Annotated in this window: 21 protein-coding genes and 1 pseudogene; 14 read left to right on the top strand and 8 right to left on the bottom strand. The window is 67.5% G+C overall.

From position 1 onward, the window contains the following. Window positions 1-106 precede the first annotated feature (106 nt). The 9 genes from HMPREF2990_RS04245 to HMPREF2990_RS04205 all read left to right on the top strand — a co-directional run bounded on the left by HMPREF2990_RS04245 (window position 107) and on the right by HMPREF2990_RS04205 (window position 9,435). Window positions 107-817 (top strand): NUDIX hydrolase, encoded by a 711-nt coding sequence (locus HMPREF2990_RS04245; RefSeq protein WP_070762859.1) that lies wholly within the window; start codon window positions 107-109, stop codon window positions 815-817. A gap of 5 nt (window positions 818-822) precedes the next feature. Beyond that, window positions 823-2,064 carry a quinolinate synthase NadA gene (gene nadA / locus HMPREF2990_RS04240; RefSeq protein ID WP_070762858.1) on the top strand — a complete coding sequence of 414 codons (1,242 nt, stop codon included), beginning with the start codon at window positions 823-825 and terminating at the stop codon, window positions 2,062-2,064. Beyond that, on the top strand, window positions 2,058-2,912 hold the full coding sequence (nadC, locus tag HMPREF2990_RS04235; protein WP_070762857.1) for a carboxylating nicotinate-nucleotide diphosphorylase: 855 nt from the start codon (window positions 2,058-2,060) through the stop codon (window positions 2,910-2,912). The genes nadA and nadC overlap by 7 nt, the downstream gene beginning before the upstream one ends. Beyond that, window positions 2,912-4,030, top strand: coding sequence for a cysteine desulfurase family protein (locus tag HMPREF2990_RS04230; protein WP_083317001.1), 1,119 nt, complete (start codon window positions 2,912-2,914; stop codon window positions 4,028-4,030). The genes nadC and HMPREF2990_RS04230 overlap by 1 nt, the downstream gene beginning before the upstream one ends. Beyond that, window positions 4,027-5,028, top strand: a complete 1,002-nt coding sequence (locus HMPREF2990_RS04225) for a S66 family peptidase (RefSeq protein ID WP_070762856.1) — start codon at window positions 4,027-4,029, stop codon at window positions 5,026-5,028. Before HMPREF2990_RS04230 ends, HMPREF2990_RS04225 begins: the two co-directional genes overlap by 4 nt. 29 nt (window positions 5,029-5,057) lie before the next feature. Further along, window positions 5,058-6,506: an MFS transporter gene (locus HMPREF2990_RS04220; protein ID WP_070762855.1), complete on the top strand. Its 1,449-nt coding sequence runs from the start codon at window positions 5,058-5,060 to the stop codon at window positions 6,504-6,506. After that, window positions 6,490-7,026, top strand: coding sequence for a TetR/AcrR family transcriptional regulator (locus HMPREF2990_RS04215; protein WP_070762854.1), 537 nt, complete (start codon window positions 6,490-6,492; stop codon window positions 7,024-7,026). The genes HMPREF2990_RS04220 and HMPREF2990_RS04215 overlap by 17 nt, the downstream gene beginning before the upstream one ends. A 20-nt stretch (window positions 7,027-7,046) precedes the next feature. Beyond that, window positions 7,047-8,261, top strand: coding sequence for a copper oxidase (locus HMPREF2990_RS04210; RefSeq protein ID WP_141757797.1), 1,215 nt, complete (start codon window positions 7,047-7,049; stop codon window positions 8,259-8,261). Between the two features lie 106 nt (window positions 8,262-8,367). After that, window positions 8,368-9,435 (top strand): HNH endonuclease signature motif containing protein, encoded by a 1,068-nt coding sequence (locus HMPREF2990_RS04205; protein ID WP_070762852.1) that lies wholly within the window; start codon window positions 8,368-8,370, stop codon window positions 9,433-9,435. Here HMPREF2990_RS04205 and HMPREF2990_RS04200 read toward each other — a convergent pair. After that, entirely contained in the window at window positions 9,371-10,540 is a 1,170-nt protein-coding gene (locus HMPREF2990_RS04200) for a multicopper oxidase domain-containing protein (protein WP_070762851.1), read from the bottom strand. The genes HMPREF2990_RS04205 and HMPREF2990_RS04200 overlap by 65 nt on opposite strands. Continuing rightward, entirely contained in the window at window positions 10,537-11,565 is a 1,029-nt protein-coding gene (locus tag HMPREF2990_RS04195; protein WP_141757796.1) for a beta-carotene 15,15'-monooxygenase, read from the bottom strand. The genes HMPREF2990_RS04200 and HMPREF2990_RS04195 overlap by 4 nt, the downstream gene beginning before the upstream one ends. 130 nt (window positions 11,566-11,695) lie before the next feature. Between HMPREF2990_RS04195 and HMPREF2990_RS04190 the strand changes: the two genes are divergently transcribed. Next, complete coding sequence (locus HMPREF2990_RS04190) at window positions 11,696-12,376, top strand: helix-turn-helix transcriptional regulator (RefSeq protein WP_070762849.1); 681 nt, start codon at window positions 11,696-11,698, stop codon at window positions 12,374-12,376. On the opposite strand, the gene HMPREF2990_RS04185 is transcribed toward HMPREF2990_RS04190, so the two are convergent. The 3 genes from HMPREF2990_RS04185 to HMPREF2990_RS04175 are packed head-to-tail and all read right to left on the bottom strand — an operon-like array spanning window position 12,373 to window position 14,284. Further along, entirely contained in the window at window positions 12,373-13,533 is a 1,161-nt protein-coding gene (locus HMPREF2990_RS04185; protein ID WP_070762848.1) for a globin domain-containing protein, read from the bottom strand. The two genes, HMPREF2990_RS04190 and HMPREF2990_RS04185, sit on opposite strands and share 4 nt — an antisense overlap. A 51-nt stretch (window positions 13,534-13,584) precedes the next feature. Then, a complete protein-coding gene (locus HMPREF2990_RS04180) occupies window positions 13,585-14,067 on the bottom strand; it encodes a hypothetical protein (RefSeq protein WP_070762847.1) in 483 nt (160 codons plus the stop codon). 4 nt (window positions 14,068-14,071) lie between these two features. Beyond that, the gene (locus HMPREF2990_RS04175; RefSeq protein ID WP_070762846.1) at window positions 14,072-14,284 is read right to left on the bottom strand and encodes a helix-turn-helix transcriptional regulator; all 213 of its coding nucleotides are present in this window, start codon (window positions 14,282-14,284) and stop codon (window positions 14,072-14,074) included. Window positions 14,285-14,410: 126 nt separating this feature from the next. Between HMPREF2990_RS04175 and HMPREF2990_RS04170 the strand changes: the two are divergent. Both HMPREF2990_RS04170 and HMPREF2990_RS13195 read left to right on the top strand, forming a co-directional pair. Further along, window positions 14,411-15,652: pseudogene (locus tag HMPREF2990_RS04170) on the top strand (glutaminase); the annotation flags it as partial. An 18-nt stretch (window positions 15,653-15,670) separates the two neighbouring features. Beyond that, window positions 15,671-16,069 (top strand): SRPBCC domain-containing protein, encoded by a 399-nt coding sequence (locus HMPREF2990_RS13195; protein WP_246817427.1) that lies wholly within the window; start codon window positions 15,671-15,673, stop codon window positions 16,067-16,069. Here the strand turns inward: HMPREF2990_RS13195 and HMPREF2990_RS04165 are convergent. After that, the gene (locus HMPREF2990_RS04165; protein ID WP_070762844.1) at window positions 16,066-16,590 is read right to left on the bottom strand and encodes a TetR/AcrR family transcriptional regulator; all 525 of its coding nucleotides are present in this window, start codon (window positions 16,588-16,590) and stop codon (window positions 16,066-16,068) included. The genes HMPREF2990_RS13195 and HMPREF2990_RS04165 overlap by 4 nt on opposite strands. Window positions 16,591-16,629: 39 nt before the next feature. On the opposite strand from HMPREF2990_RS04165, the gene HMPREF2990_RS04160 reads away from it, so the two are divergent. Further along, window positions 16,630-17,811, top strand: a complete 1,182-nt coding sequence (locus HMPREF2990_RS04160; protein ID WP_070762843.1) for an alpha-amylase family protein — start codon at window positions 16,630-16,632, stop codon at window positions 17,809-17,811. On the opposite strand, the gene HMPREF2990_RS04155 is transcribed toward HMPREF2990_RS04160, so the two are convergent. Together HMPREF2990_RS04155 and HMPREF2990_RS04150 are read right to left on the bottom strand one after the other, a co-directional pair. Beyond that, window positions 17,808-18,344 carry a hypothetical protein gene (locus HMPREF2990_RS04155; RefSeq protein ID WP_070762842.1) on the bottom strand — a complete coding sequence of 179 codons (537 nt, stop codon included), beginning with the start codon at window positions 18,342-18,344 and terminating at the stop codon, window positions 17,808-17,810. The genes HMPREF2990_RS04160 and HMPREF2990_RS04155 overlap by 4 nt on opposite strands. 51 nt (window positions 18,345-18,395) lie before the next feature. Then, a complete protein-coding gene (locus HMPREF2990_RS04150) occupies window positions 18,396-19,730 on the bottom strand; it encodes a M20/M25/M40 family metallo-hydrolase (protein WP_070762841.1) in 1,335 nt (444 codons plus the stop codon). 123 nt (window positions 19,731-19,853) lie between these two features. On the opposite strand from HMPREF2990_RS04150, the gene HMPREF2990_RS04145 reads away from it, so the two are divergent. After that, entirely contained in the window at window positions 19,854-20,429 is a 576-nt protein-coding gene (locus tag HMPREF2990_RS04145) for a TetR/AcrR family transcriptional regulator (protein ID WP_070762840.1), read from the top strand. Window positions 20,430-20,432: the final 3 nt, after the last annotated feature.

Below are 20,432 nucleotides of genomic sequence, written 5' to 3'. Positions count from 1 at the left end.
GTGCGCAATGCACCGGGCCGATTTTGCGTGAAGCCGGTGCTTGCCCGGACCCGCCGCCTCGCCTAAGCTCACTTAAAGTCAGCATGACTATAAGTAAGGAGTGCCCATGTTCGGCTTGCAACGGCTCAACGTAGCCGAGCGCCAAAGGCTCGGGCCGATGGTGGCGGTGTCTACCGTCGCGTTTGCCCTGCACAACCCGACAACAGCGGCCACCGAACTCCACGCAGACAGCGGGCTGTGGATCCCGCTGGTCCGCCGCGTACGCGACCCCTTCCGTGGGGCGTGGGCGCTGCCCGGCGGGCCGACGCAGTGGAACCAGACGTTGGGCGAAACCGCGCGCGAGACGCTCGTTGCGGCTAGCGGTGCGACGCCGAACTATCTGGAGCAGCTCTACGCCTTCGGATCGGTGGAGCGCTCCGCAGACGCGCAGCGCATGGTCACCATCGCGTACTGGGCGCAGTTTCGGCCCCAGGACTTCGCAGGGGCCGAGCTTCCCGACGACCCCAACATCGCCTGGTGGAACACCCGCAAGCTGCCCGAGCTGGCCTTCGACCACGCGGAGATCATCCGCGCCGGGACCACGCGCCTGCAAAAGCGCGCGGAGCAAACCCTGATTGCCCACCGCTTCCTCGAGGAGTCCTTCACCCTCACGCAGTTGCGCCGGGTGCACGAGGCGATTGGGGGGAAGGGGCTGGATCCGGCGAATTTTCGTCGGCAAGCATTGGCGAGCGGAGAACTCGAGGCCACAGGCGCCACCGAAGCCGGCGCCAAACACCGGCCGGCGAAGTACTACAGATTCATGAGCGAGAAAGAGTAAGAACCATGCCTTCAGTTGCCGATTTGATCACGCGCAAGGCGGCCCAAGAGGCCACCTGCGACACGGAGCTGCCCGCCGAGCCGTGGCAGACCGCCCAGAACGCCTCCTACGGGCCGGGCGCTTCGCGCGACGACACGTTCTCGCCGCTACCCACCCCACAGGTGCCGCTGCCGGCGCGGTACACGCAGGCGAGCCCGGAGGAACTCGACGCGATGATCACCGCGGCGAAGGACGAGCTGGGTGACCGGGTGAAGATCCTGGGGCACTTTTACCAGCGCGATGAGATCGTGAAGTTCGCGGACTTTATCGGGGACTCCTTCAACCTCGCCCAGCAGGCGAAGGCGCACCCGGAGGCCGAGGCCTTCGTCTTCTGCGGGGTGCACTTCATGGCGGAGACCGCTGACATTCTCTCCGGCGCGGACCAGGCCGTGGTGCTGCCGAACCTCAACGCCGGGTGCTCGATGGCGGATATGGCGAACCTTACGCAGGTCGAGGCCTGTTTCGAGCAGCTGCGCGAGGCGCTGCCCGGCGAGGCGATCGTGCCGGTGACCTACATGAACTCGGCCGCCGACATCAAGGCGTTCTGCGGCCGTAACGACGGCGTGGTGTGTACGTCCTCGAACGCAGCGACGGTGCTCAAGGAGGCGTTCGAGCGCGCCGAGCGCGTCGTCTTCCTGCCGGACCAGCACCTAGGCCGCAACACGGCGCGCGCGATGGGCATTACGGATGCGCAAATGTGCATGTGGAACCCGAACGAGCCGCTTGGCGGCAACACCGCAGACGAGCTCGCGCAGGCGAAGGTGATCCTGTGGAACGGTTTCTGCTCCGTGCACCGCCGCTTCACCGTCGAGCAGATCGAGAAGGCGCGCGCGGAGTATCCGGGCGTGCACGTCGTGGTGCACCCGGAGTGCCCCGCGCCGGTTGTCGACGCCGCCGATTCCTCCGGTTCCACCGAAGTCATCCGCCGCGTGGTGGAGCAGTCCACGCCTGGCGACGTCATCGCCATCGGCACCGAGATCAACATGGTCAACCGGCTCGCGCAGCAGTACCCGGACCGCACGATCTTCTGCCTGGACCCGGTGGTGTGCCCGTGCTCGACGATGTACCGCATTCACCCGGCCTACCTGGCGTGGACGCTCGAGTCGCTGCTCGAGGGCCGGGTGGAAAACCAGATCGTGGTGCCGGAAGCCACCGCGGCCGACGCGCGCGTCGCGCTCGAGCGGATGCTGGCGGCGAAGCCATGCTGACCCCGGAGCTGATCACCACCGCCGTCCGCGCCGCCCTCAAAGAGGACATGCCGTGGGGTGATGCGACCGTCGAGGCCGCCATCCCAGCCGACGCCCGCCTACGCACCGCGCTCGTCGCTCGCGAGCCGGGCGTCTTCGCAGGCGGCGAGGTGGTGCGCGCGGCCTTCGCAATCACGGACCCGCGGATCACCGTCACCGAGCTCGCGCCCGAGGGTACGCACTTCGATGCCGGCCAGCGTCTCGCGCTCATCGAGGGCCCGGCCCGCGGCATCTTGAGCGCGGAGCGCGTCGCGCTGAACTTCGCGCAGCGGATGTCGGGCATCGCCACGCTGACCGCCCGCTACGTCGCCGCGGTCGAAGGCACCGGCGCCCGCATCGTGGATACGCGCAAAACCACCCCTGGCCTGCGCGCCTTTGAGAAGCACGCGGTACGCGCCGGCGGCGGCCACAACCACCGCTTCAGCCTCTCGGATGCGGTGATGGTCAAGGACAATCACCTCGCCGCGCTCGGCGCTTCTGATGCGCGCGGCATCACCGAGGCGCTGCGCACGATCCGCGCCCGCGTCAGCCACACCACGCACATCGAGGTCGAGGTCGACTCGCTCGCGCAGATCGAGCCGGTGCTCGCCGCGGGCGTCGACAGCATCATGCTGGATAATTTCTCGCCCGCCGAGCTGCGCGAGGCAGTCTCGCTTATCGACGCCCACGTGCCCACCGAAGCCAGCGGCAACGTCAACCTCGACACCGTCGCCGAAATCGCCGCCTGCGGGGTCGACGTGATCTCGGTGGGCAAGCTGACCCACAGCGCCCGCGCACTGGACCTGGGCCTCGACGAGGTAGCGGACTAGTGGACACCTACCTCGACGCCGCCGCCACCGCCCCGCTGCTGCCCGAAGCCCGCGCCGCGATGCTGCAGGTCTACGACACTGCCTGCGCCAACCCCTCGAGCGTGCACTCCGCCGGCGAGCGCGCCGCCGCAACGCTCGAGTCGGCCCGCGCCACGATCGCCGCGGCCTTCGGCGTACACCCGGCCGGCGTGGTGTTCACCTCCGGCGGCACCGAGGCCAACAACCTCGGCATCATCGGCCGCGCACTGGCCGCCCCGCGTGGTTGCCACATCATCACCTCAGCAATCGAGCACTCCTCGGTCCTGCAAAGCTGCGCCGCGCTTGAAAGGTTGCACGGGTTCGAGGTGGACTACGTGCCCGTCGATGCTTGCGGCAGGTTCACCCAAGCCGACCTGGATCGGCTCCTGCGCCCGGACACCACGCTCGTCGCGCTTGGCCTGGCCAACAGCGAGGTCGGCACCGTCGCAAACGTGCCCGAGGTCCCCGCGGAGGTCGCGCTGCACCTCGACGCCGTGCAAGCAGCCGCGAACCTGCCCGTCGACCTTGCCGCAGGCGGCTGGCCGGGCCCGCGCGCAACCTCCGTGGCGCTGGCGTCGCACAAGTTCGGCGGCCCGGCCGGGGTCGGCGCGCTGCTTTTGCCGCGCGACGTACCGCTCGAGCCCGTCATCTTTGGCGGCGGCCAAGAGGGCGGGCGCCGCGCCGGGACGCAGAATGTGGCGGGCATCGCCGGGTTCGCCGCGGCGGTGAAGGCGCAGCAGGCGCGCGCCGGGCAGCGTGCACTGGAGGTGATGGCGTCGCGGGATGCGTTGATCGTGGGCGTCGAAAAGCATGTGCCCGGCGCACGCCTGACAGGACACCGCACTGAGCGGCTGCCCAACCACGCGTCCTTCGTCGTCGAGGGCATCAGCGGCGAGGCACTGCTGGTCGCGCTCGACGTCGCGGGCTTCGCGGCAAGCTCCGGCTCGGCCTGCCGGGCAGGCGCTGCTGAACCCTCGCCCGTGCTCACCGCGCTCGGCTACTCGCCCGAACTCGCCCAGTCCGCGCTGCGCTTCAGCTTGCCCGCGCCACTTCCGCAAGCAACGATCGACGCGATCGTGCGGGTAATGTCGGAACAATGACTACTTACCCGCGACCTCTGCAAGCGGGCGACACCATCCGCGTGGTCGCCCCCTCCCGCTCCCTGGCCTATGTGGAGCAGGGCGAGGCCGGGCTTTATGTCAAGAGCCTCGCTAATCGACGCCTCGCCGACCTGGGCATCAGCGTCACCTTCGGCGAAAACGTGCGCGAGTCCGACATGTTCTGGTCCTCTTCGGCCGAGTCGCGCGCCGCAGACCTGCACGCGGCGTTTACGGACCCGGAGGTCGCGGGCATCATGAGTGTCATCGGCGGGTTTACCAGCAACGAGGTCCTGCCGCACCTCGACTTCGACCTGATTGCCGAGCACCCGAAGTTCATGTGCGGCAACTCCGACATCTCCGCGATCGCCAACGCGATTTACGCGCGCACCGGCATGGCCACCTACATCGGCCCGCACTGGTCCACGCTCGGCATGCGGGATCACTCCGAGCTCACCCGCGACTGCTTTGTCACCGCCGCGTTCGAGCAGGGGCCGATCGAGTGGCGGCCGGGCACCTGGTTTACCGACGACGACTGGTTCATCAACCAGGACGCCCGCGTCCGCGAGCCCGACGACGGCTGGTGGAGCATCCAGGAAGGCACCGCGCACGGCGTGGCGCTTGGCGCGAACCTGGGCACGCTCGGCCTGCTCGCCGGCACCGAGTTCATGCCCTCGCTCGAGCGCGCCATCCTATTCGCCGAGGTCACCGGCAAGTACAGCGTGATGGACTTCCGCCGCGAGCTGGTCTCCCTGCTGCAGATGCCCGACGGCGAGGGCATCGAGGGCGTAGTCATCGGCCGCTTCCAAACCGCCAGCCGGGTCAACCGCGCCATGTTGGAGGAGACGATCGCGTCGATCCCGGAGCTCGAGGGCAAACCCGTGGTGGCCAACGCCAGTTTCGGGCACACCAACCCGCTGCTGACCTTCCCAGTCGGCGGCGAGGTCGAGCTTTCCGTGCGCGACGAGGCTTCCATCCGCTTCCCCCGAGTTGAAAGTTAAACGGACGGTCATTACAGTTTCGGCGCGTGATGCACTCTGCAACCCAACGCTGGACCTTCTTTGCCGTAATCTCCTCCGGCCTGCTCATGATCGGGCTGGACAACTCGATCCTGTACACCGCCATGCCGGCGCTGAGCACCCAGCTGCACACGACGCCCGCGCAGTCGCTGTGGATCATTAACGCCTACCCGCTGGTGCTGTCGGGATTGCTGCTGGGCACCGGCACGCTTGGCGACAAACTCGGCCACCGCCTCATGTGGCTCGTCGGCCTGGTCATCTTCGGCGTGGCCTCGCTGGCCGCCGCCTTCGCGCCGGGTGCCTGGGAGCTGGTCGCCGCGCGCGGCCTGCTCGGCTTCGGCGCGGCGGTGATGATGCCCGCCACACTCGCACTCATCCGCCTGACCTTCCCCAACGAGCAGGAGCGCAACACGGCGATCGGCATCTGGGCGTCCGTCGCCGTTGTCGGTGCGGCGCTCGGTCCGCTAGTCGGCGGGGCGCTGCTCGAGCACTTCTGGTGGGGCTCGGTCTTCCTCATCAACGTGCCCGTCGTGGTGATCGCGCTGATCGCCACGCTGGTGCTTGCCCCGGAGAACGTGCCGAACCCGGCCAAGCGCTGGGACGTCATCTCCTCCGTCTACTCGCTGTTCGCGCTGTCTGGGCTGACCATGACGATCAAGGGCGTGGCGAATCCGGACGGCGCGCTCTGGGTACCGCTCGTCGCGGCTGCCGTGGCCGTTGCTGCGGGCTGGCTCTTCGTGCGCCGCCAGCACCGGCTTGACGACCCGCTGCTCACCTTCGACATCTTCCGCTCCCGCCTCTTTACCGGCGGCGTGATCGCCGCGGCCGGCGGCATGTTCGTGCTCGCGGGCGTGGAGCTGATGACGGCCCAGAAGCTGCAGCTGGTCAGCGGCTTCACGCCCCTGCACGCGGGCGCAGTCATTACCGCGATGGCCGTCGCGGCGATCCCTGCCTCCGTCCTCGGCGGCGCGAACCTGCACCGCATCGGCTTCCTCCCGCTCATCGCCGGAGGCTTCCTCGGCGCGACCGTCGGCACCGCGCTGCTGATTGCCGGCGACTCCGCCGAGGGGCTCGCCCTAGAGCTCCTCGCGCTGGTCATTCTCGGCTTCTCCGCCGGCTGCGTGATGAGCGTCAGCTCGATCGCGATTATCGGTGCCGCGCCCGCGCACCGCTCGGGCATGGCCGCGGGCGTCGAAGAGGTCTCCTACGAGTTCGGCACCCTGCTCACCGTCGCGATTACCGGCTCGCTGCTGCCGCTCTGGTTCGAGCGGTCTTTCCCGCGGGGCATGGAGGCGCTTTACGACGCCACGCCAGACCCCGCCGCCGCCACCGCCTACACCGACGCCTACCACGCCGTCCTACTCGTCCTCGCCGCCGCGGCGCTCGTCTTTTCCGCCACGACCGCGTTCTGCTTCCGCGACAACCCCAAGTCTGGAGAACTCCATGCCCCGCAAAAGTAAGCGCGACGACATCCTGCGCACCGCCTACGCCATCGTCGCCTCCGACCCGGGCGGCATCGAGGCCGTCACCTACGACCGGCTCGCCACTGAGACCGACCTGTCCAAGTCCGGCCTGCTCTACCACTTCCCGTCCCGCCACGCCCTGCTGGTCGGGCTGCACGAGTACACCGCGGCCGTGTGGGAGGACAAAGTCCGCGCCCACGCCGGCGGCAAGGACGCAGATGCGCTCACCCCGCGCGAGCGCTACCGGGCGATGCTGGTGACCATGAGCGAACACGAGCCGCTCGCCGAGCTCATGGTCACCCTCCACTCCCGCACGCACCCCGACTTCTCGCGCCCCTGGCTCGAGGTGGAGGACCGGTGGCTGCCGCGTTCCGACGACACGGCAACCGACCCGAACCTGCTCGCGGCCTCGGTGCTGGCCTCGGGGCTGTGGGTGCACGATCACATTTATGCGCGGCCGTTGGCGGAGGGGAACAGGGCGGTGGTCGTCGAGAAGCTGCTCGAGCTCATCGAATAAGCACGGGCTATATTGGGAATATGGCGAAGGATTGGAGCCCGCACAGCTGGCACAGGCGCGCGTCTAGGCCGGTGACCGTCTGGATGCTCGTGTTTATCGTGCTCGGGCTGACGCACGTTGTGTTCACCGAGCCCGGGTGGCTGCTCATCCACGTGTTCACGCTCGGGATTTTGACCAACTCGATCGTGGTGTGGTCGCAAAACCTCACCGAGCGTTTCCTGCAACAGCGGCTTCCCGACGCCGCCCGGCCCGCGCAGCTGCGCCGCACCTGGGCGCTCAACGCGGGCGTGGTGGCCGTGCTGGTCGGCCAGGTGCTCGTGACCTACTGGCTGACCTGGGTCGGCGCGACGCTCGTCGCGGGCGTCCTGGCCTGGCACGCGTGGCTGCTGTATGCGCAGGTGCGCCGCGCCGGGCGCGACAAGCGACACCGGGCCGTCGCGCTTGGCTACGTGGCGAGCGCGGCCTGCCTGCCCGTCGGCGCTGTCTTCGGCGCCGCCCTGTCCTACGGGCTGCCCGGCGAATGGCAGGAGCGCGTGCGGATGGCGCACCTGTTTGTCAACGTCGGCGGCTTCGTCGGCTTCGCCGCGCTCGCGTCGCTGACCGTGCTGTTCCCGGCGATGTGGCGCATCAACGGGATGCGAGACCGCGCGGGCACGTCGATCCCGCTCGCCGCCGCCGGTGTGATCGTGGCGAGCTGCGGCGCACTCGCGGGCGTGGACCTGCTCACCAGCGTCGGCGTGCTGGTGTACGTCGCCGCGTGGCTGTGGACGTTCCACGGCTTTCTGGTCAACGTCCTCGACGTGCTTCGCGACCCCCGCGACCGCGTCACCTACCCCGGCCTAAGCGCCTTCGCTGCGCTGATCTGGCTGCTTGTCGCGATGCTTTGGTACGCCGTGCGCCTCGCCATGCCGATCGACCTGCCGGACATCCCGACGCTCGCGCTCCTGCTCGGGTTCGCCGCCCAGCTACTGATCGGCACCATGAGCTACCTGCTGCCCACGACGATGGGCGGCGGCCCCCGCGCCGTGCGCGCCGGGCTGGCCGAACTCGCCCGCGGCTCGCTGTTTCGCGTGGTGCTTTTCAACGCCGCGCTCGTGGTCTGGATTGCCACCGAAAACTCCTGGCTGCGCGTGGCGATGAGCGCGTGCTGCTTCGGCGTCCTCGTTGCCTTCCTGCCGCTGATGGTGCGGGCCGTGCGCGCGCAAAAAGCCGAACTGCTCGCCGCAAAAGCCTAAACACTATTAGACGCAAAAACTCGCCCGCCGGTTCCGTGATCCGGGCAAAGTGGGAGACTTCTCACAAACCTCCATTTGCGCTGGTCAACCGGGTATTGTGGCGGGCATGAACGCACTCGCCTCACTTGCCCAGTTCGACCGGAGCGGTTTCGACTTTGTCGCCGCTGCGGCGGGCAAGTCTGCTCGCGAGGTGCAGGCCGAGGGCGTGCAGTACGACCGCGCGAAGCAGTTGGTCGCGGCGGCGCGGACGCTGTGCGCGGCGACTTCGCACTCGCGCTACCAGCAGCGCGCGCACGAGGGGGCGCGCGAAAACGGGCACCGGATCGAGACGCTGGCCTACATCGCGCGCACGGCGAACGCGATCGAGGACGCAACGAAGCGCTGGCACTACATCGACACGTTGTGCAACACGGCCGGGGACCTGTCGCGGATCCGGAAGCGGGCGGCGGCGCTGAAAGAGGAGTTGCAGCCGCCCGCCCCGCGCACCGCGTGCGCTCGCGTCAAGCACCATGGCGATGGCTTAGCGACGCTACGCGTCACCGGCCCCGCACTCGACGTCCAAGCCGCCTACGACGCGGCCAAAAACGACGTCACCACCTGGCTGACCCAGGACTGCCCGAAAGCCGACTACCTGGTCAAGCTCAGCGTGAACCTGGACCTGGGCGACTACGAGAAGATTCTCTCCGGCGAGGGCAAGGACGTCACGGTCCGCTTCGCCAACGGGGTCGTCATGTCCGGCGAAGAGTTCGTACGGATGAAGTTCTCGCAGTTCGGCCACATCATCCTGATCGGCGCGATGGACGGCCCCGTCAACGCCTACGACATGCGCCTGGCCACGGAGAAGCACCGCACGATGATGCTCGCCGACTCCGCCACCTGCACGTGGAAGGACTGCGACGTGCCGGCCTCGCGCTGCGATGCCCACCACATGACCGAGCACCGCCATGGCGGCGAAACGGTGGTGAGCAACCTCGGCTGGCTGTGCCGCTACCACAACTACCAGGCGGGGCGTGCCACCCGTGGGCGCACCGAGCGCCGCGGCGGGCAGATCGTCTACGTCTCGCCGTCGGGCCAGGTCACGCCCACTGGCGCCGACCACGTGGCCCGGGCTAGTTCGCGCGAACCAGGAACTGGCCGCGCTGGCCCTGCTCCGCCGCCGTCATCTGGTGGTTGACAAAGGTGTAGGTGCCCGGCTCGTCGAAGGTGAGCTCGACAAACCCGCCCTGTGCGGCGAACAGGTCGAGGGCTTGGGAGCCGGTGTCGTGGGCGTCGCGAAGCGAATAGGTGCCCTCTTTGTACACGGTGTCGAAGATTTCGCCGACGACGTGGAAGCTCAACGCGGTGTCGGGGCCTGCGTTCAGTAGCCAGACGCGGACAGTGTCGCCGACGCGCGCTTCGATGGGCCGCTCGATGTATTGCGCGGGGTGGTCGTTGAAGGCGGTTGCGGGCTCGGCACCGTAGATTTCGCGCGCGACGAGGAGGTATTCGCCGTCGACGGGCGAAAGCTCGGGCGGGTCGATGACGACGGCGCCGACCATGCCCATCCCGATGTGCTGGCTCATCGGCATGGTGCCGCAGTGGTACATCCAGATGCCGGAGCGCCGCGCGGTGAATTCGTAGGTGAGGTGCTCGCCCGGCTGGATGTCGCGCATGGGTTCGTCGGGACTGATTTCGCCTGCGTGGAAGTCGATGGAGTGGGTCATGTGCCCGCGGTTTTCGATGGTGATGCGGAAGCGGTCGCCGACCCGCCCGCGCAGCGTCGGCCCGGGCGCTTGGCCGTCGAAGGTCCAGGTGTCGCCGTCGTCTTCGATGGTCCAGGTGTGCTCGTGCAGCTCGCCGCTGGCTTCCGGCAGTGTCGCGTCGCGCCCTTCGCCGCTTATCGACGCCTCGTCGCCCCCACTCGTGACCACATCAAAAGTCATCCCCATCGCCTTGTGGCCGGCGATTGTGCACCAGCCCTGCGTGTCCTCGTCGAAGACGCCGAAGTCGTGGGTGACGGTTTCGCCGGGGTCGATGCGGCCGGTGTGGCCGTCGCCAAGCTTGAGGTCGTGCTGCTGGGTGTCGGAGTTGGTGATGGTGAGCACGACGTGGGTGCCGGGCGCGACGTTGATGGTGTCGGGGACGAACGACATGCCCTGGATGTCGATGTCGAAGACCGTGGCGTCCTCGCTGATCGGGGCCTGCGCGGTGTCGGTGGGGCTGAACGCGAGGGTGAGCCCCACCACGAGGGCGACGACGAGGGCGATCAGCCCCCAGGCGAGGGATTCGGTTCGGTTCATGGGAAAGCGACCTTTCTTGCGTGCAGGACCAGCCCGATCGCCAGTATGGCAAGGCCGATGGGCGGGTTGATCAGCGCGACGATGGCGCCGCCGTTGAGTACGCCGGCTTTGAAAAACCCTTGGTCGGGCTCGGTGGCGCGGCGCGTGAGGACTGGCAGGAGGTGGCCGAGCGCGCCCGCGACGATTTGCGCGAGCCCGGCGGCGAGGATGAAGACGAGGAGGTTTGTGGGGAAGCGCTCCGCGCCGAGGGCAAGCGTTGCAGCGTCGGCGTACATCGCGCCGAGCAGCCAGAGCACGCCGGCAGCGACGCTGAGCGCGGGCACCGACAGGTCCGTGTCAAACAGCGTGCCGGCCAGGACGGGTTGCAGCGCGTACGACCACGCAAGCGCGCACACTAGTAGCGCTGCCGTGGCAAGTGGCGTGCCGAGCAGCGCTGCCGCGGCTGGGAGGGCGACGCAGTGGGCGGCCAGCGCGTACGAGAGCCGCTTGCGGGCGATGGGGGAGGCGCGCCTTCTGGTCATGGTGGGCAGCAGGGTGATGACGGTGCCGGCGATGGTCGTCCACGCGAAGCCCCAGACAGCGAGGCGGGAGTGGGCGGCAATGTCGCGCTGGACGGCGGCGGCGACGGCGAGGGCAAAGAACGCGGCGGCGGCGACGTAGCAGTACGCGGTGGTGGCGAAGGGGCCGGGCAGGCTGCGGCGCAGCTTGCGGGCGATGGAGGCACCGTGCCAGAGCAGGGCGGAGGCGGCGGTGGCGGCGGCGAGGTTGGGGAGGGCGTCGAAAAGCAGCGCGACGAGTGCGAGGTTGACTGCGGCGAGGCGCGCGTAGACGGGCAAAGGGCGGGAGGCGGTGCGGGTGAGGGCGTCGGCGAAGTGGGTGGAGTAGGTGAGGATGGCGTTTGTGACGACGCCGAGCGTGAGGGGGTGGATGATGTTCCAGCGTGGGGCGTCGGCAAGCACGTTGATGAGGGCGGTGCTGGCCCAGAAGGCGATGCACCCGCCCGTCACACGACTCAGTTTTTCCACGATAATAATCGTACTAAAGTTGCATGTGGGCGGACAAGGGGATGCTCCAACTAGGAGTTTTACCGGTTCGCTTCCTATACTTAAGGCAAGCAGTTGTCCAAGAACTCCCAGCCGGAGGAGGGTGTGAAGAATGGTTCGCCGAAGAGCGCCACGCCCCGCTTCTCAGCTCACCGCTGCCGCCGCCGAATTGAGCGCGAAGCAGCGGGAAGTCTTTCACGCCCTGCAGGCGTTTCCCGACGGGGCGCAGGTCGCCGAGCTCTCACACAAGCTCGGCATGCACATCAACACCGTGCGCGGCCACTTGGATGAGCTGATCGCGCAGGAGCTGGTTTCGCGCAGGCAAGCGCACACGGTGGGGCGTGGCCGTCCCTCGCATATCTTCACCGCGCGGGTGCCGCGTGGCAGTGAGGTGGCGAGCGAGTACATCGAACTGGTCGAAATGCTCACCGGGATGCTTGCCGACGGGGACCTGGAGCAAGCCCGCGAGATCGGACAGCAGTGGGCAGCGAAATCCGCCGGGCGCGAGGCGGACGCGCCGGCGGATTTGGACGAGGGGACGGAAGCGCTCGTGCGCCTGTTGCGCGCGATGGGCTTCGACCCGCTCCCGCGCGAGGGCACCGCGGCTGATGGGGCCCGCGAGGTGGGCCTGCGCGCCTGCCCGTTCATCGGGCCGGACGGCACGCTCCCGGACCGGACGGTGTGCGCGCTCCACGCAGGCTACGTTGACGGGAAGGCGGGCGCACTCAAGGTCGAGCTCAAGCCCTTTGACCGGCTCAACGAGTGCGGGGCGCGCATCACCGACCCGCGCTAGTTGATCAGCCAGTCGTTCGGGCTGAACAGCTCGAAGTAGACGTTAGCGGGCGACTTTTCGGCCAGATCCTCGCGGATGGCCTGGAGGAAGTTTGCGCCGCCGCAGAGGTAGACATCAGCGCCGTCGACATCTGCCTCACTGATGGTGATGCGCTCGCCCTGACTGCGGAAGGCCGCGCGCACCTCGGCGTTGGGGAGTTTGTCCGCGAGCGTGCGGGTTTCCTCGCGCTGCGCCCAGGAGTCTGCGGACTCGTCGGCGTGCAGGTAGCACACCTTACGGTCCGAGTTGGTGCGGGCCAGGTGGCCCAAGATGCCCACCATCGGGGTGGAGCCGATGCCGCTGGAGATCAGCACGACCGGGTTGTCGCCGTCCTGGAGGACGAGGTCGCCGGCGGCGAGGGGGGCGTCGACGGTGTCGCCGACCTCGACGTGCTCGCGCAGGAAGGTGGAGACCTCGCCGTCGCTTTCCACGGCGATGCGGTAGGAGTTCGCGTCGCCTTCGATGATGGAGTACTGGCGGAGCTGGCGGGCGCCGTCGTCAAGCGTGACACCCACGGAGGTGTACTGACCGGGCCGCGGGGCGGTGAAATCGCCGGAAAGAGTGTAGGTGAACACCGTGTCGGTGAGCTGCTCCTTGGCGGTGACGGTCGCACGGCGGAAGACGTCGCCGTCGGTGACGCCGTCGGACTCATAGAGCTTGGCCTCATGCTTAATCAGCACGTCGGCCATGAGCCAGTAGACGGCGTCCCAGGCCTCGGCGACCTCGGGGGTGACCGCGTCGCCGAGGACCTCGGCGATCGCAGCCATGAGGTTGTCGTGCACGATCTGGTACTGGTCCTTGCGGATACCCAGCGAGACGTGCTTGTGCGCGATGCGGTCCAGCATCATGACCGGGTCCGGCGCTGACGGGTCCACCAGCTGAGTGGCGAAGGTAGCGACGGATGCGGCCAAGGCCTTCTGCTGCGCGCCCTGCTTCTGGTTGCCGCGGTTGAAGGTGTTGGCGATGAGTTCGGGGTGGGCGGCGAACATCTTGGAGTAGAACGTCTTCGTGATCGTCTCGATGTTTTCGCCCACCGGCGGAAGCGTTGCCTTGATGATTTCGGCGTGCTTGTCGCTTAAGTAGTTAAGTTTCGGGTTCGGCTTTTCTGCGAGGTACATCGGCATCCTTTCTCGTCGTGATCGGAATAATGCCGATTATAACCGTAGGTATTAATCTTCGAGGTCGGCGTTCAGGCGTGCCTCGTCGTCGCGGCGCTTGTGGCGCTGGAAGCGTGGGGCAAAGTACGCGGCGGCACCACCGCCGACGACCGCGCCGATGACCATGCCGATCGTGCCGCCCGGGTCACCGTCGAAGTCGTTAAAAGCGATGCCGGCGAAGGTGATCGCGAGGAAGATCCAGATGGGCAGGGTGGACAGGGTGAAAATCTTGGGCGGGCGGGGCCGCGGGGCGTAGTTCTGCATCCACAGCGCGCCGGCGGTCTGCGCGAGCGTGCCGGGCAGGAGCACCAGCAGCGAGTAGATGGCTGCGCCCTCGGGCAGGGCCCAGGCGAGGACCGCCATGATGAACGTGGTGGTGTACATCAGCGTCTCCGAGGTCACGGTGCTGGACTGATGCAAGATCTGCTGCTGGTATTCGTCGTCGGTGCCCTGGTTTGCCAGGGCGATCTTTTTGTCGCCGTACTGCTTCAGCATGGGGTTATCCTTCCTGTTCGTCGCCAAAGAGGGCTTCGACGGTTTTGCCGAGGGCGTGTGCGATGTCGAGTGCGAGGTGGACGGAGGGGGAGTAGTTGCCTTTTTCGATGTTGGCGATGGTCTGGCGGGACACTCCCACCTGGGCGGCGAGGTCGGCTTGGGAGAGTTCCTGCCACCGCCGCCATTTGCGGACCATGTTTTCGTGTGTGTCGGGCATCAGCGCTCCTTTCTGTTTTGTAAGCGCCTACGACAAACAATAAACTAAACACGCCACAATGTAAAGGAAAGTGGACAAAAAGGTAAGAGTGGGCGTCGCTAAGCACAAAGCTCTAGACTGGCGCGCATGCCTACGCCAGTACCCGAATACCTTGACCACCTGCTGGAACAAGTCCGCGACGACGACAGCGGCGAACTCGCCGACTACATCGACGAGCTGGCCGCCGCCGACCCCGACAAGCTCGGCGTGGCCCTGTGCACGACGTCGGGGAACCTCTACTCGGTGGGCGATGATGACTACGAGTTCACCATCCAGTCCATCTCCAAGCCTTTCGTCTACGCGCTCGCGCTGGAGGAGCTAGGCGCGGCGGAGGTGCACAAGTACGTGGGCGTGGAGCCTTCGGGCGAGGCCTTCAACGCGATTTCGCTGGAAGAGGGCACCCATCGGCCCGCGAATCCGATGATCAACGCGGGCGCGATCGCGGTGAACCAGCTGATCAACGGCGCGGAGTCCTCGGTAAAGGCGCGGGTGGAGAAGATCCGGGCCTTCTTTTCCAAACTTGCCGGCCGCGAACTGAGCATCGACGAGGCGCTGGTGGAATCGGAGATCAGTACCGCGCACCGCAACCTGGCGATCGCGCACCTTCTGCGCGAGTTCGGCATGGTGCAGGACCAGGCGCACGACGCGATCGAGTCCTACACGCAGCAGTGCGCGGTGCTGGTCACCGTGCGCGATCTGGCGACGATGGCGGCCACCCTGGCCAACGGCGGAGTCCAGCCGATCACTGGCGAGCGGGTGTGCTCTGCGGCTGCGGCGCGCATTACGCAGGCGGTGATGACTTCGGCGGGCATGTACGACGGGTCGGGGCGGTGGATGGTCAACGTGGGTATCCCCGCGAAGTCGGGCGTGGCCGGCGGGCTGATCGGCACAATGCCGGGGCAGCTGGGCTTGGCGTCGCTGAGTCCGCGGCTGAACGAGCAGGGCAACTCGGTGCGCGGGGTGAAGATCTTCCGCGAGATGTCCGCCTCGCTCGGGCTGAACCTGATGGGTGCGGATTACTACACGGCGCCGGGGATTCGGTCGGTGGAGCGCAGAGAAGATTGCACCGTGGTGGTGCTGCAGGGCATGATCAACTTCACCGCCGCGGAGAAGATCCTGCACGACCTGTCCGGCGAGCGCATCGTCGGCGGCACGCTGGTGCTCGACGTGTCGAACGTGACCAGCTTCAACAAGGCGGGGCGCCTGCTCATCAAGGAGGGGCTGCGTCAGCTTCGCGACGAGGGCTACGAGGTCAGCATCTACGACCCCGACTCCGCCATGCCGGACTACGAGTTTTCCGACGGCACCAAGGTCCGCGCCATCAAGGACTTCTCCACCACCTTCACCGTGCCTGCCTCGCGTACCGCGGTGTTCAAGGCGATCACCACGCCGAAGGACTGGTGGGACGACCACATCGAGGGCTCGGCGGCCGAGGCCGGCGGCGAGTTCCACTTCGACACGGACCAGCAATACGCCGAGTTCCGCGTCGAAGAGGCCGAAGAGGGCGACCGCCTGGTCTGGCACACCGAGACCACCGGCAAGGAGAAAGAGGACCGCGACTGGGACGACACCTCGCTCATCTTCGAGCTCAGCGACAGCGAGGAGGAGCAGGGCGAAACGCAGGTCACCTTCACCCACCGCGGCATGCACCCGCACGAGGTGGGCTACAAGGAGGCCGTCGAGGCGTGGCGCGAGCGTATCCAGGACCGCCTTGAGCCGCTGATTCGCCGGCGTGAGGAGGGCTAGAGGGCGGCTGTGAGGGCGGCGAGTGTGGCGTCGAGAAGCAGCTCGCGGCGTGAGGCGGGGCAGCCCTCGTCGACCCAATCCAGCGCGATGGCGTCGAGAAAGCCGAGCGTGCCGGAGACCGCGACGCGGGCGCGCTCGTCGCTGCGGCCGAGGAACTCGCACAGCGTGTGGACCGCGGCGTCGCGGTGCTCGATGCGCAGGTGGATCGCTTCGAGCGGTTCCTCGCCGCTGCGGCGGCCGGCCGCCCACACGAGGGGGCGCGCGGCGATGTGGTCGAGGTAGGCGCGCACGAGTTCGGCGGGTTCGCGGAAGCGGGTGAAGTCGAATGCGGTTTCCTGCAGAAACGCCGCGTACAGGCCCGCCTTGGAGCCGAAGTAGTGGAAGATGAGGCCTTCCGACACCCCGCAGCGCTGGGCGATAAGCTGGGCAGAGACATCGCCATAAGGCAGGGAAGCAAAGGTCGTGGTGGCGGCGTCGAGGATTTCGGCGCGGCGTTCCTCGACACTCAAGCGGCGCGTCATGCCCTTGAGCCTACATCCGCGTGGAAGGAGCCCACCTACATGAAACCGCAACTCGCCGACGTGATCTGGTGGCACGTCTACCCGCTCGGCGCCACCGGCGCGCCGATCCGCGACCGCGCAGGCGACGATTCCGGGCACCGCCTCGGCCAGCTGGAGGCCTGGCTGGACTACCTCATCGAGCTCGGCTGCAACGGGCTTCTGCTCGGCCCCATCTTCGAGTCGGTCAGCCACGGCTACGACACGCTCGATCACTACCGCATCGACGCCCGGCTTGGCGACGACGCTGACTTCGACCGCCTCATCGCAGCCTGCCATGAGCGCGGCATCCAGGTCATGCTCGACGGCGTGTTTAACCACGTCGCCCGCACCCACCCTTGGGTCGCCGAGGGCCTGGCCGGCGACACCGACTGGGAGGGCCACGCCGACCTGGCGACCCTGCACCACGAGGACCCGCGCATTGTCGACGCGGTGGTGGACATCATGTGCCACTGGCTGCGCCGCGGCATCCAGGGCTGGCGCCTGGACGTGGCCTACTCGGTGCCGCCCGAGTTCTGGCACACCGTGCTTGCGCGCGTGCGTGAGGAGTTCCCAGACGTGCTCATCCTCGGCGAGGTCATCCACGGCGACTACGCCGCGATCACCGAGGCGGGCACCCTGGATGCGGTCACGCAGTACGAGCTGTGGAAGGGACTCTGGTCCTCCATCAAGGACACGAACTTCTGGGAGCTCGACCACGCGATCGGCCGCCACGCCGAGATCGCCGCGCGCACCCTGCCCAACACCTTTATCGGCAACCACGACGTCGACCGCATCGCCTCCAAGGTGGGCCAGGATGGCGAGATCATCGCGCTCGCGCTGCTGATGAGCCTGCCTGGCATGCCGAGCATCTACTACGGCGACGAGCAGGGCTTCGAAGCGCTGCGCGGCGAGGGCTTCGCCGCCGACGATCCGGTACGCCCCCCGCTGCCCGCCACCCCTGCCGAGCTGTCCGAGCTGGGCAGCTGGGTACTCGACGAGCACAAGAAGCTCATCGGCGTGCGCCGCCGCAACCAGTGGCTCACCCACGCCGAGGTGGAGGTCCTGGACAAGCAAAACGCCACGATCTCCCTACGGAGTCGTGGTGAGGGCGGCGAGGAAATCCAGACCGACGCGTGGTTAGAGCCCACCTACGGGGTGCGCATCCGCGCCGGGGAAGAGGTCCTCTACGAGTGGCAGGCCTAGAAAGGCAGTGAGGAGCCCGGTGCGTACTGGGCGAGCAGCTGCTGCGCGATGACCGCCAGGTCCGGCAGGCGCACCGTGGCCACGTTGGCCACCGGGGCGTCAAAAGTCGGCACGCCCTGCGGCGCGAGCACGATCAGCGGCTTCCCAGGCTGGGCAGGTGCAGGTTTCGCGGGAGCAGGCTGAGCTTGCTGGGCCTGCTGTGCTGGAGCAGGTTTCGCCGGGGCCTGCTGGTTACCGCCCTGGTTGCCGCCGTTCGTGCCCTTCAGCCCGCAGCGGTTGGCCGCGCTCTCGACGCGCGCGAGCGCGTCGAGGATCTGCGGGCCGCGGCTGTCGAAGCGGGCGATGGTGCGCGCCTGGCGCACCTTGGCGTTGTAGTCGGCGTCGTTGGTCCAGTACTTCTCTGCCTGCTCGCAGGAGATTTCGCCGGCGGGAAGTTTCGCCAGGGCATCATCAATCGCGTCGGCGTGGGCGGGCTGGGCGGCAAAGAGGGTGCCCGCGGCAGCGGCGGACAGGGCAATAGCGCGAATCTTCATGCGGCCCAGTATGGCACGGATGTGACTGATGTGAAAGGGGTGCGAAAGGGGTTACGCCTTCACCATGCGCCGCACCAGGCTCCGGTACGCCTTGACGGTCAGCTCCACGTCCTCCACTTCCACGTACTCGTCGTGGCTGTGCAAAAGGTCGAGCACTTGGCCCAGGGTGCGCCCGCGCTGGTGCAGCGCAAAGCCGTAGCCGACCCCGCCCTTGCGGCGCGCAAAGCGCAGGTCCGAGCCGCCGGCGGCGAGCGTCGGCACCACGGCGGCGTCGGGGAAGAACTCGGCGAAGGTGTCCACGATCGCTTCGTACAGCGGGCCTTCGGTCGGGGAAACCGTGGCGTCCTCGGTGATCAGGTGGGTGATTTCCACCTCGTCGGCCATGTCACCGAGTGCCTCGCGCAACAGCTCGTCGATCTCCTCCTGGGTCTGACCCGGCAGCTGGCGGATGTCTAAATCCAGCGAGGCTTCCGAAGGCAGCACGTTGATGGCCCCGCCCGCACGCAGCACCGTCGGTGCCACGGTGAGGTGGCTCATCGCGTGCGAGTAGCGCTGGAGCTGACCGAAGGCCTCGTAGCCCTCGCCGGCAAGCAGCGCCGCCTCGGTCGCCTCGTCGAACTTCCACGCCCGCACGTAGCTGGGCCACGGCTCGTCCGAGGTCACCGGCGGATTGAGCGCGGCGATGCGCTCCGCCACCTTGCCGATCTTGGCGATGGTTAAGTCCCGCCCGTGCGGGGTGGAGCCGTGCCCGGCGTCCCCGTGCACCGTCAGGCGGCGCTGTGCCGCACCCTTCTCGCCAACGACGACCACCAGCGCGTCCGAGCCGTCCTGCACCGGAAGGTGCGAGCCGCCCTCCTCGGACAGGCAGTTCTTCCAGGAGAACGCGTCCGGGTGGTGCTCGGCGAGCCAGCCGACCCCGAGCCCGCCGCGGGCTTCTTCGTCCGCGCAGCCGACAAACGTCAGGGTGCCGGCGGGTTGGGTGCCGCTTAAGGCGACGTCGCGCACCACGGCGGCCATGGCGGCGGTGATGTAGAGCATGTCGGTGGCGCCGCGGCCGTAGATGCGCCCGTCGATAAGCTGGGCCCCAAAGGGCTCCTTTGTCCACTTCGCCGCATCAATCGGCACCACGTCGGTGTGGCCGAGCAGGGTCAGCGGCTCGGCCTCAGGGTCCGAACCCTCCAGCGTAAAGGCGATGGAGGTGCGCCCCGGATGGGACTCGAAGCGCTCGACGCGCACGTTGGGGCAATCCGCGAAGAAGCGTTCGAGCGCATCCGCGGCCTTGTGCTCCTGCCCGGAATCGGGGGTGAGATCGTTGACGCACGCGAGCTGAATTAACTCTTGCAGCAGCGCAACTGTGGTATCTGCGAGAGAAGAAGCAGTAGACACTGCATACCCACTTTCTTAAATTTGACTAATAGGGTAATTTACGGGTGTTGAAATGATGGAAGCGATCACCGTTTCCAAGAATAACGTGCATCCGGTAGATGGAGCGGAGGTTAAGGAGCGACTATGGCCCGCCGAGAGGGCAGCATGGACCCCCGCGCAGTACGGACGCGGGGGGCATTCCTGAATGCAACCAGGGAACTCCAGCTGGAAAATAAGACCGAGGACATTACGGTCTCTGCAATCGTGAAACGCGCCGGCATGAGCCGGCAGGTCTTCTACGAGCACTACGACGGCCGCGATGCCGTGGTCGGTGCGCTCGTCGAGCACACCTTCCGCCCCGTCATCGAGGCCTACATTAAGGAATACACCGAAGGCGGCGGCCCGCGCGCCGCTGTCGACGTGCTCGTCGGCGGCATGTACGCAGAGCGCGACCTGCTGCTCAACGTGGTCGGCGGCCCGGCCCTGCCCGCCGTGCTGGAGGTCTTTACCACCCCGGAGCAGCCGATGCTGCGCAGCGCGGTCTGCTCCCTGCAGGACCGCCTGGGCAAGGTCGAGCAGCAGGACCAGGAGGACCTCGGCGATCTGTTGCGTGCTGGTGCCTTCCGCTTGATGGTCAAGTCCGTACGGGAAGCAGGCAGCGCCGCCGAAGCCGCCGACCGCGTCGCTGAGGTGCTCGGTATCTTGCGCAAGGCACTATAAGGA

This window comes from Corynebacterium sp. HMSC071B10, assembly GCF_001814825.1.
Classification (GTDB): domain Bacteria; phylum Actinomycetota; class Actinomycetes; order Mycobacteriales; family Mycobacteriaceae; genus Corynebacterium.
Note: the sequence above shows the minus strand (reverse complement) of the source record. Positions and strands in the feature narration are given on the sequence as shown.

Coding starts and splice junctions, on each gene's coding strand:
- HMPREF2990_RS04200 (WP_070762851.1), bottom strand. CDS start 10,540: ATGAACCGAACCGAATCCCTCGCCTGGGGGCTGATCGCCCTCGTCGTC.
- HMPREF2990_RS04160 (WP_070762843.1), top strand. CDS start 16,630: ATGAAACCGCAACTCGCCGACGTGATCTGGTGGCACGTCTACCCGCTC.
- HMPREF2990_RS04215 (WP_070762854.1), top strand. CDS start 6,490: ATGCCCCGCAAAAGTAAGCGCGACGACATCCTGCGCACCGCCTACGCC.
- HMPREF2990_RS04155 (WP_070762842.1), bottom strand. CDS start 18,344: ATGAAGATTCGCGCTATTGCCCTGTCCGCCGCTGCCGCGGGCACCCTC.
- HMPREF2990_RS04175 (WP_070762846.1), bottom strand. CDS start 14,284: ATGCCCGACACACACGAAAACATGGTCCGCAAATGGCGGCGGTGGCAG.
- HMPREF2990_RS04165 (WP_070762844.1), bottom strand. CDS start 16,590: ATGACGCGCCGCTTGAGTGTCGAGGAACGCCGCGCCGAAATCCTCGAC.
- HMPREF2990_RS04245 (WP_070762859.1), top strand. CDS start 107: ATGTTCGGCTTGCAACGGCTCAACGTAGCCGAGCGCCAAAGGCTCGGG.
- nadA (WP_070762858.1), top strand. CDS start 823: ATGCCTTCAGTTGCCGATTTGATCACGCGCAAGGCGGCCCAAGAGGCC.
- HMPREF2990_RS04225 (WP_070762856.1), top strand. CDS start 4,027: ATGACTACTTACCCGCGACCTCTGCAAGCGGGCGACACCATCCGCGTG.
- HMPREF2990_RS04145 (WP_070762840.1), top strand. CDS start 19,854: ATGGCCCGCCGAGAGGGCAGCATGGACCCCCGCGCAGTACGGACGCGG.
- HMPREF2990_RS04180 (WP_070762847.1), bottom strand. CDS start 14,067: ATGCTGAAGCAGTACGGCGACAAAAAGATCGCCCTGGCAAACCAGGGC.
- HMPREF2990_RS04210 (WP_141757797.1), top strand. CDS start 7,047: ATGGCGAAGGATTGGAGCCCGCACAGCTGGCACAGGCGCGCGTCTAGG.
- HMPREF2990_RS04185 (WP_070762848.1), bottom strand. CDS start 13,533: ATGTACCTCGCAGAAAAGCCGAACCCGAAACTTAACTACTTAAGCGAC.
- HMPREF2990_RS04220 (WP_070762855.1), top strand. CDS start 5,058: ATGCACTCTGCAACCCAACGCTGGACCTTCTTTGCCGTAATCTCCTCC.
- HMPREF2990_RS04190 (WP_070762849.1), top strand. CDS start 11,696: ATGGTTCGCCGAAGAGCGCCACGCCCCGCTTCTCAGCTCACCGCTGCC.
- nadC (WP_070762857.1), top strand. CDS start 2,058: ATGCTGACCCCGGAGCTGATCACCACCGCCGTCCGCGCCGCCCTCAAA.
- HMPREF2990_RS04205 (WP_070762852.1), top strand. CDS start 8,368: ATGAACGCACTCGCCTCACTTGCCCAGTTCGACCGGAGCGGTTTCGAC.